We start from the raw sequence: 16,558 nt of genomic DNA on the forward strand, positions 1-16,558 counted from the left end.
AATTACGCCCGTTGGCATAGCGTTTGCCCATCGCAGGGACGAAAGCCTGCATCGCGGCAAGGCCAGCGGCACGGGTGGCGGGAAATTCGGTCATTGTGAAAAGGTCCTGATATGATCACTGTAATGGTGTGGCGCGCGCCGTCAAAATCAATGCGCGCGGTAGTTTTCCAACAAGGCACGCAGATTGACCCGCGCCCGCAGCTTGGTCGCCAGCAGATACATGCCCCCGATCTTGCGATGCAGGAACAGCGTCTCTGCCGGGGGAACATGCATCAGGTCGCGGTCATTGCCGATCCCCATGCCCATATCGCGCAGGCGCTCCAGCAGGTCGGAGGTGCCGAAATCAAACGGTTGATCCAGCCGCAACGGCACCATGGCGGTGTCGAACATCTTCTGGATCAGGTCCTGATGCTGCACCGGGGTGGCGGTGCCGAAATAACCGATCTCCAGCATCGCCGCCCGCACCGCTGCAGGATCGCTATCCAGCCCGGCGTTCATCAGCCTGCGAAAAGCCGCCCGTTGCGCGGGATCAACCCCGCGCACCGCCCCGAAATCCAGCAACACGATCCGCCCCGTAGCAGGTTCCACGCGGTAATTGGCAAGGTTTGGGTCCGTCTGCATCGCGCCAAAGCTGAACAATTCACGCAGCACCAGATCAATCAGATCACGCGCAGCCCGGTCACGCACATCCTGCGGCGCATCCATCAGCACATCAACCGGATCGCTGGGAAGATAGCTCATCGCCAGCACCGCATCGGTGCTGAAATCCTCTTGCACGCCCGGCACGACAAAGACATCCGAGCCTGCCAATAATTCACCGAACCGGCGCAGATGCGCCGCCTCTGCTGCATAATCCGCCTCTTCATGCAATTGCGCCTTGGCCGCCGCCAGCAGGGGCCTGATATCCATCCCGCGCGGTAAAAGCCCCGGCAGGCGCATCAGCCCCGCGATTATCTACATCACTGTCGATACTGGCGCGCACACCTGGATATTGCACCTTGATCGCCAGATCGCGGCCATCCAGCGTCGTCGCGCGATGTACCTGCCCGATGGACGCCGCCGCAAAGGGGCGCACATCGAACGACGCGAACCGCTTGCGCCATCCCTCGCCCCACTCCGCATTCAGCGCCACCTGCAATTGCTTGGGTGGCATATGTCGCGCATCGTCGCGCAGGCGGGCTAAAATCGCCGTCAATTCCGGCGACAGCACGATGCCGGTATCCATCGACAGCATCTGCCCAATTTTCAATGCGGCTCCGCGCATCTGCGACAACCCGTTTGTCAATCGCAGCGCATTGGACGGCGTCAGCAACAGATCCGCCATGCCGGGGCGTTTGCCGCTGGCAAGCTGACGCAACCCGCCTGCAGCAACCCCTCCCGCGATCCCCGCCGCGATGCCGCCCATGCGGAACAGACGGCTCGTACGGCTCGTCGGCACGGCCACGCCGCGATAATTATCATCAGGATCGGTCATGCAGCACCTCTGCTCTGCTAGTTGGCGCTGGCTTGCGCTTTGGAAAGGGCCGCCAGCAGATCAGCGCACGCCGCCGCAGGGTCAGCCAGCCGCAGGATATACGACGGATGCCACGTCACCAGCACCGGCCCGCCATGCAACCCTTGCTCAACCTTGCCCTGCCTGTCCTGCATCAACCCCGCATTCCCCGTCAGCGCATAGGCGGCAGAGGCCCCCAAAGCCACCGTCAGCTTCGGCTGCACAAAACCCAGTTCCAGCCCCAGCCACCAGCGGCAATGCTCAATCTCTGACCTGTCAGGCGACTGGTGAATCCGCTTTTTGCCACGCGGCGCGAACTTAAAATGCTTCACCGCATTGGTCAGCCAAGCCTGTCCGGGATCAACCCCCGCCGCACCCATCGCCTGATGCAGAACTTGCCCCGCAGGCCCGACAAACGGCCGTCCTTCCAGATCCTCCTGATCCCCCGGCTGTTCGCCCACGATCATCACCGCCGCATCCGGCGCGCCCATCCCCCAGACCGTCTGCGTCGCCTTTTCGCACAACCCACAACGACGGCAGTGCAAGGCTGCCTCCCGCGCCGCATCCAAACTCCCCGGCAATTCCGGCGCTTGTGGCATCGCCGCACGGTAACGGGTCGAAATCGCCGCCGCACCGGGGCGGGCAGGCGTTGAACCCGCCTCCCGCATCCGCTGCACACGGGCCTCGGCGTCTTTCAGCATGGCAGGGATCAGCGCAGTTTCCGGCAGATTCTTCCAGTACTTCTTGGGCATCTCCGACCGCATCGCATCCAGCTTGATCCGCGCAGGGTTAAAGATATTGGTAAAATACGTCGCCCACAGGCTTTCTGACGCATCATCCGGTAGATCAGGGCGCGCACCGGCAGGGCCAAACCGCAGCTTGCCATTCTCAAAATGCGCGGTCAGTTCAGGCGTCGCAATCATCCAATCCATATCGCCAAAACGCTTGGCAAAGAACGGCGTGCCAGGTTCCAGCGTGTGATGCTCCGGCTCGAACCACGCGGCGAAACAGCGGCGGGCTGTATCGCTCGGCATCTCCCGAAACCTGACAAACGCATGCATCTTGTGAATGTCGCGGCGCACATTCTTGGCCAGCATCTGCAACCGCCGGCCCAAAGGATCAGCGGCAGACAGCGGATCACCATCCCGCTGATCCAACCGCCACAGGGCCTGATACAGCAGCGCTGCCCGGTCCGGGCTTTTGTGCCAGATCGCTGATTTCGCGAGGTCGAGAAAACTGGCAGGCACATGCGCCCGATGCGGGCCGATCTCCTGCGGCAGGTCAGCGGCGGCAAACAACCCACCCTGGCCGGTCCAGTCAATCGCCTCTGGCGCGATCTGGTGTGAAATCGCGATCCGCGAGGCCCGACGCCACGAATCCAGCGTCCCGTGATCGGGCAAGGTGACCGCGTAGCTCAAATCAACTGCAATTGCTGCGGCGGCGGCGCGAAACGCGCGCGCAGATCCACGCTGTCGGTCATCGCGGCGGGCGTCCAGCCGGGCATGGTGACGAATGCCTTGGCCTTTTTCATCAATGCCCCCATGCGGATCAAATCCTCATACCGCAACGCACCATTGCGCCGCGCGGCGATGATCCTGTCCACGATCCGCGTGCCGAAACCCGGCACCCGCAGCAGCATGTCGCGCGGGGCCTTGTTCACATTCACCGGAAACTGCGCGCGATGCTGCAAGGCCCAGGCCAGCTTTGGGTCCAGTTCCAGATCCAGATGCCCGGCATTGGTGCCGGTCGCAATCTCCTCTGCCGTGAACCCGTAAAAGCGCAGCAGCCAATCCGCCTGATACAACCGGTGTTCGCGCACCAATGGCGGCTGGATCAGCGGCAGCATGGCGGATGCATCGGGGATCGGGGAAAAGGCCGAATAATAGACCCGTCGCAATTTATAGCCGGAATAAAGCCGCGTCGCGCTGTTCAGGATCGTCACATCATCGGTGCCATCCGCGCCGACGATCATCTGCGTGCTCTGCCCTGCAGGCGCGAAACGGGGCGGGCGTTTGCCATTATGCGACTTATCCTTGGCGGCTTCGCCTTCCAGCCGGACCTGTGCCATGCTGGCACGGATCGTCTCTGGCCGCTTTTCGGGCGCGAATTTGCGCAAGGATGCATCCTGCGGCAGTTCGACGTTGATCGACAGACGGTCTGCATAAAGCCCCGCCTCTTTGATCAATTCAGGCGAAGCGTCAGGAATGGTTTTCAGATGGATATAACCACGAAAACCATGGTCGCGCCGCAGGCTTTTCGCGATCCGGGCCATATCGCCCATCGTCTGGTCGGGCGATTTGATGATACCCGAGGATAAAAACAACCCTTCGATATAATTGCGCCGGTAGAATTCCAGCGTCAGGGTCACGACCTCCTCGACAGAAAACCGTGCCCGTTCAACGTTCGACGACACCCGGTTGATGCAATAGGCGCAGTCGAAAATGCAGAAATTCGTCATCAGGATTTTCAGCAAGGATATGCAGCGCCCATCCGGCGTATAGGCGTGGCAGATACCCGCCCCACCCGATGACCCAAGGCCACCCTTGCGCGAATCCCGGCGTTCCCCGCCGGAAGACGCACAGGACGCATCATATTTTGCCGCATCCGACAGGACCGCCAGCTTGTCTTGCAAGGTCATTTTCGCCATGCAGCAACAATAGTGTTCCTGTTTTGTTCGTCAATGCCTTTTGGCGATCATAGGCGATCTGCCGCAGTCAGACCTTGGCCTGCGGGTGCGTTTTACCCCAGATTTTGGCTGTATCGCGGGCAAGTGTTGCGCGTTCGGCCCTTTCAAGAAATCTTAACGCTTCTGTTGTATCAAGGTGATGCCGCAACCAGATCCTGCGCACTGACCTTGTGCTCCACGGCAGATGCGCCTGCGCCAGCCACTGCCGCAACGCGGGTGGCAGCCTGTCAAACTCGCGCATCGGATCAGCGCAAAACCTTCCCCGCAGGGAAGATTTCAGGTTCCGCCGCCCCGTCATAGGGCCAGCCCTTGCCGGGCGTAAAACCTTCCCCGCGGGGAAGATGCCAGATGACACCGCCGCATCATGCCGCCTGCCTGTTGCCCCATTGGGGGAAGGGATCCTGCAAGGATTTCCACGCATCTGGCGTAAAATCTGTGCTGGGCACTAAGGCCGCGTCGAGCCGGGCGCGGATTGCGGCCTCGTCCATACCGGCACCGATGAACACTAGCTCCTGCCGCCGGTCGCCCCAGGGTTCGGTCCATTTGCCCGCAACCTCGGCTAGCATGTCGGGATGCGTGGGCCAGCGGTCCTTTGGCACCGAGGCCCACCAGCCGCCCAAAGGGCTGATGGATGAAACGGCACCGGCAAGGCTGTATTCCGCCACCCAGTTGGGGCGCGTGGCAAGCCAAAAATGCCCCTTGGCGCGGATCACGCCGGGCAGATCGCCGGTCAGAACCGCATGGACCTTAACCGGATCAAACGGCGCGCGTGCGCGGTAGACGAAAGAGGAAATGCCATATTCTTCGGTTTCGGGCGTGTGATGGGCAAAGCCATACAATTCCTTTGCCCAGAATGGATGTTCATGCGCCTTGTCGAAATCAAACAGCCCAGTGTCGAAAATTTCATCCGCATCGACGCGGGAGTGGTCGGTTTCGATCAGCCTTGCATCAGGGTTCAGCGCGCGGATGATCTTGCGTGCGGCATCGACCTTTTCCGGGCCTGCATCGCTGGTCTTGTTCAGGATCACGACATCGGCGAATTCCATCTGCTCTGTCAGCAGATTGACCAGCGTGCGGTTGTCGTCATCACCAAGGCTTTCGCCACGGTCAGCCAGAAAATCATGGCTGGCAAAATCATTCAACAGGTTGACCGCATCCACCACCGTGACCATCGTATCCAGCCGCGCGACATCGGACAGGCTGTCGCCGTCTTCGTCGCGGAAATCAAAGGTGGCGGCGACGGGCAGAGGTTCGGCGATGCCGGTGGATTCGATCAGCAGGTAATCGAACCGGCCTTCGGCGGACAAGCGGCGGACCTCTTGCAGCAGATCATCGCGCAGCGTGCAGCAGATACAGCCATTGGTCATCTCGACCAGCTTTTCCTCGGACCTGGATAGTTCCGCGCCATCGCGAACCAGATCAGCGTCGATGTTCACCTCGGACATATCATTGACGATCACCGCGACGCGGCGACCTTCGCGATTGTTCAGCACATGGTTCAGCAGCGTGGTTTTCCCGGCGCCCAGAAACCCCGATAATACCGTGACGGGCAAACGTGTATCAGCCATCCGACTCTCCTGTTCGTTATGTTATAACATAACTAGAGAATGCGGACCTGATCTTCAAGCGCCAGAATTCGCCCATGAAACTGCGCTAGCGCGTGGTTTCGTGCCAGGCCGCTAGAATGTGCCCAAATCCGTCTGACGGATAGGACAGCACGCCAATCTCATCGCCAATTCTGGCAATTGCAATGGCCTGCCCATCGCGCAATGCAGGGGCCAAACAGGTCAGCGTCGGGTCTTTGTCTTGTGGGAAAATTGCTTTTTGACTATTGCGCAAAGGATCGGATTGATGGCACCAGGCCAGATCGACCGCTGTCGTATCCCCCTTGGAACGGACGATTTCGCCCTTCACCACGTATAGGAAAGCTGTCACATCCGTGCCGATCGCTGCCAGAAACTGTCCCATGGGTGAGGACGAAGGTGGGTCCATTTCGCGTGTGTCCTGCGTCAGGGCCGCAGCGGAAATGCCAGCATCCGAAGGATCGCCAAAATTTTCGGCGGGCAAGCTTTTCACGGTGATCTGTTCCGCGTTGTTGCAAAGGTCTGCCAGCAATGCGCTGATCCGGTGGCGCATGTCAGGATCGTCCTGTGATAGCACCTGTCCGATGAAGCCATTGACGGGCTGATCCGTGACGTCCAGAACGCCGCGCAACCGGCGGCCGGCGACCGCGGCGCGCAGCGTCAGACCGTCGATATCAAAAACAAGGGTCCGTTCCAGCACCGTGTCGTCAATTTCAGCCAGCAAGGCGTCTAGGGGCATCGGGATGCCGCCCGTTGAAATGACGCGCGCCTTGCCCAAAAAGACGGGATCATTGCCGACAAGCGCCTTGAGTTTTGCGATCAGGGGGCTGTCATCCATCTTGGCTGATCCGTTTCAGACAGGCACGGGCGTCATTCACAAAGGCATCCACCGGGATATCGTGGCGACAGATGCAGCATAAGGCATCAGACGGTTCTTCGATATCACGCAGATAAATCCGCAGCAGCGCGGGCGTCGCGATCAGCGCCGTGGTCGCAGGAGTGTCTCCGACGGCAGGCGCGGACTTTGTGCCGAACACCAAGGCCGCCTCTGCGCAAAGCGCGTCGAGCACTTCGCGCGGCAAAGAGCTGTCAACATTGCTCAACAGCACCATCTGCGTCGACAGATCGGCAAAGGCCAGCGTTTCGCAGCCGGGATACTGGTCTTTCAACTGGTCCAGTGCGGCTTTGGTCATGAGCCGTCGGCCGGGTCATCATCCGCCGCGACCCGCTGCACGCGGCGTGGAACAACAGGGGTCGGCACCGGGTCAGGCAGTCTGGTGCCATTGCGGATATTGAAAAGCGGCTGATCGCTACGCGCGGTGATCTTGGCGAGCCTGTCGACCGTCGCGATCAGATGAGACACGAAATCGCCAGCGCCGCTGGCGTTCCATTTGTCGTAATCTTCGCCTGCTTCCAGCGCGCGGATCAGAGAAATCGGAAAGATCGCGTCAAACTTGTCACCTGTTTCGCGGCGCACGCGTTGCAACACACGGCGGCGGTCATTGTCATTGATCAGTTTGTCATACCGGGTGATCAGCAGGATCGAATTGGCGCGCAATGCGTCGGGCATCGTATCCCAGACCGCTGATTCCGACTGCCGCCAGGCTTGGGTGGCATGGGTACACCAGATGACGGCATCGACCTCTGGCAGCATTCGTTCCCAGACTTCTGACGGCATATTGGGGTCGGATATCCCGGGAAAGTCGATCAGGTCGCAGACTTCCAGAATGTCGGCTTCCAGAAACAGCCGGATCACGCGGGTTTCGTAAACGGGGATGGCTTCCAACGCGTTGATCGACACCGGCTCCGTACTGCCGTCGATATCGACGCGATACGGGGCGCTGTCGCCATGCGATATCCAGACCGGGGCAAGCCGCGTTGCCGTGACTTTTTCTGGCAAGGGCCGCGCGCCTAAAAGCAGGTTCGACAGCGTGCTTTTGCCAGCGCTGAATTCGCCCATCAACGCGACGCGCGGTTTGCGACCAGTGATCATACACCCGGCCCTTGCGCGACGGAAGAGGTCTGCGCGCCCAGTTCTTCGAGGATGAAATCAAAGATTTCTTCACGTTCCTGCTGGGCAGTGATGCCGAAGATGTCTTTCAGGTCATTGACATCGACGGTGGATTTTTCGCTGATGTCCATCAGGATCGCGCGCTGCTCGTCCAGAAAGTCCTGCAATTCCCGTTCGGCCAGGGCGCGGATATCCTGTGCCTGGCGGATTTTCAGCTCCTCTATGATGGGCGCGGTTTCGGCCTCGATCAGGTCATAAAATCCGCTGGCAAAGGCGCGGTAACCCTTGCGGCGTTTCCACCAGCCTTTCCACCAGGATGTCTGCAAATCCAGTGCAATCGTCTGACCCAATGTCACCGGCGCGGGGATTTCCGGGGCAGCAGGGGGTGTGATGGTGAAGTTTTCAACCGCGACACCAAAGGCCGCACGATAGGTTTCGGCCAGATCATTGGCGGCGGCGGCGAAAACCTGATCACAGGCCGCAGTCACATTGCGCCGCATCACCTGATAGCTGGTGCGCAGCAACAGTCGCAGACCATCGGGGCTGTATTGCCAGACCTCATCCTCGCCCCGGCTTTCCAGATGTTGCAACAAAGATTCCAACGCGCGATCCAGAAAGCGTTTCTGCGACTGATCGATCCGTGATCCGAATTGCGCGAACACGATATCAAGCCGGTCCGACAGCATGCCAAGATAATCATCTGAAATCTCGTCAAGGCGCTGTTCCAGCGCATCATGCGGCATCACCTCTATCGTGTCGCTGTCAAGCCGCATCGATACAATCGTACTTGAGGCGCGGACGCCGCGCACAAGGTTCAGCGCGCGTTTACGCGAAGCAGCCAGGATTTCGGCGCCCGGTCCTTCGATGATCCGGTCCGACAGGGCGTGATACAATGCTGGTACGCCGGACAGGTGCCAGACCATATCCTTGGTTTCCATGCCTGCTGTTTCGGCGGTCAAGGATGCTTCTGCCCAATTGTACAGGGCTTCGGCGCTGTCGGAAACGATGTCATCAAGATTTTCCGCCAGTGCAATATTGGCCCAATAGGCGCTGCCGAAAATAACGTCCGGGTTTTCCGGGCCGTTGTGATCGGCCAAAGTCTGCAGGATGCTGGCGCGGATCTCGGGTATCTGTTCTGCCGGACTGGACAATTCGTCGATCCGGTTCACAAAGATCACGACCTCGCGCGATTTCACGTTAGAGATCAGACGGATCAGCCCCATATCCATTGAGCTGAGCGCCTGATGCGCCGACAGGACGACCACGCAGATCCGGCTGTCGCGCAGCGCGTTGATGGTGATCTGTTCGCGCATCATGAACGTGTCGTTCACACCGGGCGTATCGCGCAGGCACACAGGCATTGGGACCGCGGGTGCCGCAAGATAAAGGTCGGCGGATTTGGTGATGTCGGCAAACTGACCCTGCTGGTCGCCTTCTTCTTGATCGTCAAAATCGTCGCCAAGGCAGACATAGCGCTGCACCAGATCATCCGTCAGGTTGGCGTAATTGTGTTTTTGCCCCAGCAAGAGCTCGAATTTGCGGCCAAGCCGCTTTTTCGTCTTGTCGCGCATTTCGGCGATCTGCTGGCGGATTTTCTCCATCTCTTCATCCGCACCGGCGCGGGCGGACAATTCACCGATTCGCCCGCCGTTTTCCACCAGATGATCCCATTCGTCTTTGTTGAAGAATTGGAAACTGGCGGTGGGCGCTTCATCGGGCAGCGCAGTATTCAGGTGCAGAGAGGTCACGACAGACGTCCAAGGGTTCACATCCGCGGGCAAAAGATCGCGTCTTCCGACCATGGCGTTGATCAGCGTGGTCTTGCCGGATTTGATCTGGCCAATCATCGTGATGCTGGGTTCAAATGTCCTTAACTGCTTGATCAGTCGGGCGGATTTTTTGGCGGAATCCTTTCCGCCGACTTTGGCGACATCTTGCAAAGTGGCTTCGAGATCGCTGATCTCTTCGTGAAACAGGCGCAGTTTTTCCATGCCCGACGCCATGAACGGGTGATGTGTGGCCGGGACGTTATAGCTATCCTCTGTCGCCAACTCTTCCATCTTCATGCGAATCCGTCCTTACTCGTGCTCAATTCTGACATCTTTAACAGGTGTTCGACGCAATACCAAATTAAGCAATGCGCATGATCTGGGGCATAAAATTGCCGGTTCAAGTGGGGCCTTGTCCGGCAATCCATGGTGCGCTGTCACGTGTCAGGCTGCAAGCTCGGCTTGCAGCTCACGCTTGACTTGCAGCAAAAGGCTGACGGCCTCGACCGCGGCACTGTCGCGGCGTTCCAACTGCATCAGTTGTACAAGGTCGGCGGCGTCAAAGGCGGTTTCTATCGCCCGCTCAGATGCCGGATCGGCGGCAACGGTATTTTGGTCAAGGAAGTCGCATAGCCACTGCAACTGCGCGACGACCAGCGCCGTGATCCGCGCCGGCGTCGTTTTCTCCATCTCATCGGACAGGGCGATGAGATGCTGGCTTTGCGCGGTGATATGAGCCAGCGCCGCGCGATAGGCTGCTTGCGTATCAGAAACAGCGCGGGTCGTGTTTTCGGGAACATTCGCTGCGAAGGATGTTGCTGGCTTTTGTGGTGCAGCAGCGACGGCATCGGGATATTGCGTCAGCAGGATATCTGCTGCGTCGCAGGCAGATTGTTTCGCAGCATCGACCTGTTTCAGGATCGCCGCGATCAGGGCCATGCCGCCGCTATCGCGCATCATGCCCTTGTCTACTGTGCCGTCCGGCTTGCGTGCCGCAATGGCATCAATCGTGGCAATGCCAAGGATCTTGTTGAAATCATGCCCGGCGACCATCGCCGCCTGCGCCAAGACGGCATCAAGCCTGTCATCCGCGCGCAGCAGATCGGCATGGGTCATCATCAGCAAGGCGTGATCCTTGATCAGGTCGGGCATCTGCGCCCAGATCGCCTGCTCGGCAGCGTCGAACGACGTGCTGCACCACAACACTACATCACAGCGATTTGCTGCCCATTGGCTGGCACGGTGCAGCGCCTCTGCTTCGTCGGGTGCCACGACCTCAAGAATTGATATCTTTGCAAGCGCGGGCAAGGGCATCTGCATTTCGACAAAAACGGGCGCGATATCGGCAATCTGCTGCGGGTTCGCGTTATCGATTGTCGTCTTGCGGCCATCCGCCAGCGTGCAGGTGACGGATGGTTTGTCGCCATAGGTCAATTGCAACGTTGGCATCTGCAGGTCCGAAGGAACCGCGCGGCTGCCCACCAGAAGATCGCGCAAGCTCGATTTTCCGGACCCCGGTCTGCCCAACAGGCCGATCCGCAGCGGTTTTTCGATACGGTCCCGCAGATGCCCGGCGCGCGCACAAGGCTCTTTCGGCAGTAGCCCTGACGCGATTGCCTTTTTGAGATCGTCCAAAATCTGCGCCGTGCGTCCCTGATCCGACATGCCTAGCCCCCAGAGGCGCGTTTGGCGGGCGCATCAAAGTCATTGCCCGTTTCGACAACGCGGGTGATGGTGGCGGTTGGTGCATCCACATGGCCCGCCGGTTTGGCACGCACAGCCCGGATCACGGGTTTGTTGTGGTTCAGCTTGATCACCGAAAACGTGCAATTGTCCTGATCGGGATCGGCCAGCGCCTCGATCGCTTCCAGCAGATAGCCCGCGATATCGGCAGCTTTCTTGCGGCGATGTTTGTGCAGGATGCGGGCAATCTGTGCATCCTCAAGGTATTGCAGCCCGTCACTGGACACCAGAACGATATCGCCCACGTGCAATTCAAAGGGCGTGGCAGGGCAATCTGACCTGGCGACACGGTCGCCCAGAATGACAGAGGTCAGGCAATTGCGATCCGGATGGTTCTTGCCCGCGACAGGGTCGAGCTGCCCCGATTTGACCATGAAATCGATCTGCGGTGCCATGGAATGATCTTCGTTCAACTGCTGCAGATGACCGTTTCGGAAAAGATAAAGCGGCGAATCCCCTATCGACATCCAGAATAGCCGGTTTTCAACCAGAATGGCCGAGACAAGTGTCGCACCCATGCCCCGCGTTTCGGGATGCTGCGTGACATGCTGCCGGACCACCGCATTGGCATTGACCGCCGCAGCGGTCAGGTATTGCGGGATTTCCTTTTCAAAATCGGAAAAATTCGCGCTCTGGAACTTTAGTTCGCTGAACACTTCGGTAACGACAATCTTGCTGGCGACATCACCGGCGGCATGGCCGCCCATCCCATCGGCCAGCACGACGATCCCGCTATCCGCACCAAAGGGAAAATCGGTGACGATGGCGTCTTCCTGATAATCGCGTCCACCCTGACAAATCGCAGAAGCGACGTCGAAACGCGGTTCAGGCGATCGCCACATCTTCGTCCCCTTCAGTGCCGGCGTCGGCCCAATTGAAGGATTTATCGCAAAGGGCGATGAACCGCAGCTTTGTCTCCCCGATCCGGATGATATCGCCGTTTTGCAGTGTTTCGTTGCTGATTACTGGCTTGTCGTTCAGGCGGACGATATTGGCCTTGCCGCCGTGACCGAGCAGGAAAGTCGTGCTTTCCGGGTCGTAGACAATGGCCGCATGATTGTTGCGCGAAATTGTATTGTCTCCGAAATCAAGCTGAACAGCCTGATCTTCGCCACGCCCGATCTGGGACATGCCAGCCAGCAGCGCGAAACTTTCGCCGCGTCCGGGACCTTCGGCGACGACGATCCAGCCGACGGGGAAGCGCACGCGCTGCGCCATGGCGACTTGTGGCGCGTCGTTGAACAGGTCAACGACATCGCCGTTCGATTTTTCGAACCCCAGCAGGCGGGTTTTGGTCCGGCGCGCCCGGGCCGGAGACCGCGCGGCAACAGACGATGCTGCGGCAGGTGTCGGCAGGGCCGGGGCTGTTTCGGGAAGCGCGCCTGCACCGTCGACATGGTCAAGATCCCAGATATTCACGGCCGGCGCTGCGGGCTGGCCCGTCTGTGCCTGGGCGGAATCGGTTTTGTCTGATATGTTGGACGTGACAACAGAGGGTGGCTGATCGTCGTTCGTGATGGAACCGATGGTTTCACGATAGGATTTCTCAAGCGGATCAATATTGTCCACCGATTGAATAGCCTGTTCCTGGCGGTTCTTGCCAATGAGGTCGCGGATAAATCTCATTTGTTTTACCTTCCTTTTTGCCAAACAGCGCGGCATTCGCCGCGCTGGCCGCAGTTATTGATCGCCTCCGGTGTAGGTCATTGAAGCGACCCACATGCTGCCATCCCGTTGAACTGCAAAAGTGTATCTGTCAGTGCCGTTCTCGGCCTCCCGGTTGAAGATATCCAAAAGGCTGTTCCGCTCGGTCAGGGGTTCAGCGGTCGGGATATACGTCGTCATAACGTCGCCGACCTGCAGACCCCCGCTGTTGTCATCCGGCGCTGCGGTGACGACCGTCCGCCAGGCATCATCGGCGAACACGGTTTCAAACACGACGCCGTTCGACAATGCGAAACTTTGCACAACGGGCAAGTCCAGATTATGTTCAGATCTTGCGTCGGTGGTCGGATCGCGGGTTCCCAATATGGCCGCAACCTGCGCTGAATCGCTTGTCAGATCCGCGTTGTCACGCAGGACGGAGGGAATATCTGCAATGGCGCGGACCTCTGTCCCGTTAACGTCTGTGATGGTCACGCCCGGCTGCACCCAGTCCGGTGCATCCGACGCGGGTTGTGCGATAATATTGGATGACGGGCCCGCCGCCGAAAATGGCAACTGCACCGAAAAAACAGGAACCAGACCTGGGGAAGGCACCTCGTTGCCGGGGGTGATCGCCGCGATGTCCACAACGGGGCCGGTGCCGACCGCGGCGATTGCTTCGGGGGTGTCGGGCAGTTCAGTTGGCGCTGTGAATGTTTCGCTGGTGATACGTGTGTTCAACAAGACCGGCAGCTCTGCAGACAGCACCGGTTCCTGCACTGTGGCGAATGTGTCCGTGGGAATTGCAGTTTCTGCTGACGCCGCGATTTCTGCCGGTGCGTCCACCGCGACTGGCGCCGCTGCCGCCGCGACACCGGCCACGGGTGCGGGTTCTGGCCGGGTCATGAAGACGCCTGCGCCGATCACTAAAGCCACGACAGCCGCTGATCCCAGCAACAAGGGCATGCGAGATTTCGCTGTTGCCGCGTCAGGGCTGTTTGCCCCCTTGGCCCCTGCGACGTTCAGCGACGTTACATTGCCCTGCACGCCGTCCATCCTATCCAGCCAGGCCTTGGCAGATTGCAGACGGTCCTTTGGCAGAACGGCAAGTGCGTTATCGATGGCGGCAAGGAAATCGTCGTCATATCCTTTGACTCGGCCGGCAAGCTTTTCATAGGGATCAGGCTCTCCAGAGGCGATTGCCGCCAGCCGAGCCTGCGAATTGGCAGGCACATCCCTGGAGATCAGATGGTAGAAAGACGCGGCAAGCGCGTAAAGATCGCTGCTCGGCCCTTGTTCGGACCCGGCGATGTAGAATTCCTGCGGTGAATACCCGTCCTTGACCACGCGCAAGGCGGAGAGCACCCGGCTTTGCTTGGTGGCTTGTTCGCGCGCGGCACCGAAATCGATCAGCACCGGGCGCAGGGACTTGTTGATCAGAATGTTGTCGGGCGAAATATCGCGGTGCAACATGCCCTGATCGTGGATGAAGCCGACCGCCCCCAACAATTCGCGCAGAATCGTCCGGATTTGCGCCGGCGTCAGGCTTTGCTTGCCATCTTCGATCATTTCCAGAAGATCGTGACCTTCGATGAAGTCCAGCGCCATATAGGCGGTGTCGTTATCTTCAAAAACCTGATGGACACCGACGATATTGGGATGGTCCAGTTTCGCCAGGCTGCGCGCCTCTTGCACGAACAGGCGGACGATTGATTTCAGCTCGTTCTGGTGCGCGCGCGACCGGGCCTGCACGATGAACCGACTGCGCCGGCAGAAGGCACCAGGAAAGCATTCCTTGATGACGATCTTCCGCTCAAGGCTGTCGCGCGCCAGATAGGTAATGCCGAACCCGCCTGCGTTCAGAAAGCTTTCAATCGTGTACTGGCCGTGCAGCAGCTTGGTACCCGGTTTCAGTTCATCGACAAAGCTGTCTTTGTCGTCTGCATTGTCCAGCGCTTGCGGTTTGGCCATCGGTGTCCCAGTTTTTCTACGCGAAGGCGGGACATTGCTGGCCCGCTGTTATATTTTGTTTCACCCAAATCGGGCTAAAAAGTGACGCTAACCCATGGTTGCGCGCTGCTAATCCGGCGTTCGCGAAATCATTGCGAAATGGAGGGTTTTCATTAATCGGCGCGTGAGCTTTTGAAATTCAGTTTTTCAAGTTTTATCATGCAATTGGCGTGTGACCAGCCCTTGCAATGCAGAGCTGTGCAACATTTTTTGCGAATGGTGACTATTTGGGCGCATTTCGCGCATCGGCGCGACAAGGAAACGGCACATTTATCGCAGGTTTCGGATCGGTGAGTGCGACAAGGTGATTCTCCGGCTGCGCAGAAAGGATGTCGTCTTGTGGTTGCCTGCGCAAAGATGCAGCATCCGCGCGCATACCGGGGGTCGACATGACAAGAGTTTTCATCAACGGGTTTGGTCGCATCGGGCGCACGTTGCTGCGCGCGCATGCCTTGGGATATGGTCGCGGTCTGGAGGTCGTGGGCATCAACGACGTGGCGGCCAGCGATCTTTGCGCGCATCTGTTCGCCTATGACAGCGTGTTCGGCCCGTTCCCGGGGCAGGTAGAACTGAAAGATCAAGCGCTGATCGTGAATGGTCACGCGATCCCGATCTACCGGACGGGAGATGTCGGCGCGTTGGATCTGGCCGGGGTCGATGTGCTGCTGGAATGCACCGGCAAGGCCGATAGCCGCCCCGCGGCAGAGGCGGGATTGCGCGGTGGTGCTGCGCGCATCCTGATCTCTGGCCCGTCTGCGGCGGCGGATATCACGCTTGTCATGGGCGCGAATGATCATCTGCTGGTGGATCAGCAGGTCGTCTCCAACGCGTCGTGCACGACCAATGCGTTGGCCCCGCTGGTGCGGCTGATCGACGACACCTGGGGCCTGACCACGGGATGGATGACGACGATCCACTGCTATACCGGCAGCCAACCCACGATTGACGCGCCGCGCGACGATTTCATGCGCAGTCGTGCCGCTGCCCTGTCGATGGTGCCGACGACGACATCGGCGCAAAGGCTGCTGGGCGATGTCTTGCCGCAGATTGCGGGCCGGATCGAGGCGGCGGCGGTGCGTGTGCCCGTTGCTTCTGTTTCTGCGATTGATCTGGCAGTAGTCGTGCGGGATACGCCTGACCGGGCGCATCTGCATGAGGTGCTGCGCGCACAGGCCGGCGTGATCGGCCAAACCGACAAACCGCTGGTGTCGTCTGACCTGCGCGCCCGGTCGGAAAGCCTGATCGTGGCTTTGCCGGAAACCCGGGTCACTGCGGGCGGGATGCTGCGTGTCTTTGGCTGGTATGACAATGAATGGGGATTTTCCTGCCGGATGCTGGATATGGCGGCCCGCATGGGGTGATGTGCGAACCGGACCAGTGCTGTCGTGGATCAGCGCACGAGGCAGGGTCTTTTACTTTCCCCGTCTCACGCCTAGGTATCAGCCATCCAGTAAAAAGGCCCTCCGATGACAGCAATCGTTTCCGTCAAAAACCTGCGCAAAGCCTATGAAGGCGGGTTTGAGGCGCTCAAATCCGTCAATCTGGAGATTGAAGAGGGCGAGATTTTGGCCCTGCTTGGCCCCAATGGCGCGGGCAAGACCACGCTGATTTCCACCATCT

14 protein-coding genes and 1 pseudogene are annotated in these 16,558 nt (G+C 59.3%); 2 read left to right on the plus strand and 13 right to left on the minus strand.

What is annotated here, in order from left to right:
* Positions 1-147: 147 nt before the first annotated feature.
* From ACK4TM_RS13160 to ACK4TM_RS13220, 13 genes and pseudogenes are all read right to left on the minus strand, one after another.
* Positions 148-1,474: pseudogene (locus ACK4TM_RS13160) on the minus strand (ABC1 kinase family protein).
* 17 nt (positions 1,475-1,491) lie between these two features.
* Positions 1,492-2,910, minus strand: coding sequence for a UdgX family uracil-DNA binding protein (locus ACK4TM_RS13165; RefSeq protein ID WP_409701989.1), 1,419 nt, complete (start codon positions 2,908-2,910; stop codon positions 1,492-1,494).
* Positions 2,907-4,139 carry a putative DNA modification/repair radical SAM protein gene (locus ACK4TM_RS13170; RefSeq protein ID WP_409701991.1) on the minus strand — a complete coding sequence of 411 codons (1,233 nt, stop codon included), beginning with the start codon at positions 4,137-4,139 and terminating at the stop codon, positions 2,907-2,909. Before ACK4TM_RS13170 ends, ACK4TM_RS13165 begins: the two co-directional genes overlap by 4 nt.
* 67 nt (positions 4,140-4,206) lie before the next feature.
* Positions 4,207-4,599 carry a DUF6525 family protein gene (locus tag ACK4TM_RS13175; protein ID WP_409701993.1) on the minus strand — a complete coding sequence of 131 codons (393 nt, stop codon included), beginning with the start codon at positions 4,597-4,599 and terminating at the stop codon, positions 4,207-4,209.
* On the minus strand, positions 4,541-5,746 hold the full coding sequence (locus ACK4TM_RS13180; protein ID WP_409701995.1) for a GTP-binding protein: 1,206 nt from the start codon (positions 5,744-5,746) through the stop codon (positions 4,541-4,543). The genes ACK4TM_RS13175 and ACK4TM_RS13180 overlap by 59 nt, the downstream gene beginning before the upstream one ends.
* An 85-nt stretch (positions 5,747-5,831) precedes the next feature.
* Entirely contained in the window at positions 5,832-6,599 is a 768-nt protein-coding gene (locus ACK4TM_RS13185; protein WP_409701996.1) for a hypothetical protein, read from the minus strand.
* Positions 6,592-6,954: a hypothetical protein gene (locus ACK4TM_RS13190; RefSeq protein ID WP_409701998.1), complete on the minus strand. Its 363-nt coding sequence runs from the start codon at positions 6,952-6,954 to the stop codon at positions 6,592-6,594. Before ACK4TM_RS13190 ends, ACK4TM_RS13185 begins: the two co-directional genes overlap by 8 nt.
* Positions 6,951-7,754 (minus strand): dynamin family protein, encoded by an 804-nt coding sequence (locus ACK4TM_RS13195; protein WP_409702000.1) that lies wholly within the window; start codon positions 7,752-7,754, stop codon positions 6,951-6,953. The genes ACK4TM_RS13190 and ACK4TM_RS13195 overlap by 4 nt, the downstream gene beginning before the upstream one ends.
* Entirely contained in the window at positions 7,751-9,838 is a 2,088-nt protein-coding gene (locus ACK4TM_RS13200; protein WP_409702002.1) for a dynamin family protein, read from the minus strand. The genes ACK4TM_RS13195 and ACK4TM_RS13200 overlap by 4 nt, the downstream gene beginning before the upstream one ends.
* 147 nt (positions 9,839-9,985) lie before the next feature.
* Entirely contained in the window at positions 9,986-11,206 is a 1,221-nt protein-coding gene (locus ACK4TM_RS13205) for a hypothetical protein (RefSeq protein ID WP_409702004.1), read from the minus strand.
* A gap of 2 nt (positions 11,207-11,208) precedes the next feature.
* Positions 11,209-12,126: a PP2C family protein-serine/threonine phosphatase gene (locus ACK4TM_RS13210; RefSeq protein ID WP_409702006.1), complete on the minus strand. Its 918-nt coding sequence runs from the start codon at positions 12,124-12,126 to the stop codon at positions 11,209-11,211.
* Positions 12,110-12,910, minus strand: coding sequence for an FHA domain-containing protein (locus ACK4TM_RS13215; protein ID WP_409702008.1), 801 nt, complete (start codon positions 12,908-12,910; stop codon positions 12,110-12,112). Before ACK4TM_RS13215 ends, ACK4TM_RS13210 begins: the two co-directional genes overlap by 17 nt.
* Positions 12,911-12,964: 54 nt before the next feature.
* On the minus strand, positions 12,965-14,899 hold the full coding sequence (locus ACK4TM_RS13220; protein ID WP_409702010.1) for a serine/threonine protein kinase: 1,935 nt from the start codon (positions 14,897-14,899) through the stop codon (positions 12,965-12,967).
* A gap of 428 nt (positions 14,900-15,327) precedes the next feature.
* On the opposite strand from ACK4TM_RS13220, the gene ACK4TM_RS13225 reads away from it, so the two are divergent.
* Both ACK4TM_RS13225 and ACK4TM_RS13230 read left to right on the plus strand, forming a co-directional pair.
* On the plus strand, positions 15,328-16,299 hold the full coding sequence (locus ACK4TM_RS13225; protein WP_409702012.1) for a type I glyceraldehyde-3-phosphate dehydrogenase: 972 nt from the start codon (positions 15,328-15,330) through the stop codon (positions 16,297-16,299).
* Positions 16,300-16,404: 105 nt separating this feature from the next.
* Positions 16,405-16,558, plus strand: a 154-nt coding sequence (locus ACK4TM_RS13230) for an ATP-binding cassette domain-containing protein (RefSeq protein ID WP_409702014.1), incomplete at its 3' end; no start/stop codon positions are given.

Source organism: Yoonia sp. (assembly GCF_046292185.1).
In the GTDB taxonomy this organism is placed as follows: Bacteria; Pseudomonadota; Alphaproteobacteria; order Rhodobacterales; family Rhodobacteraceae; genus Yoonia.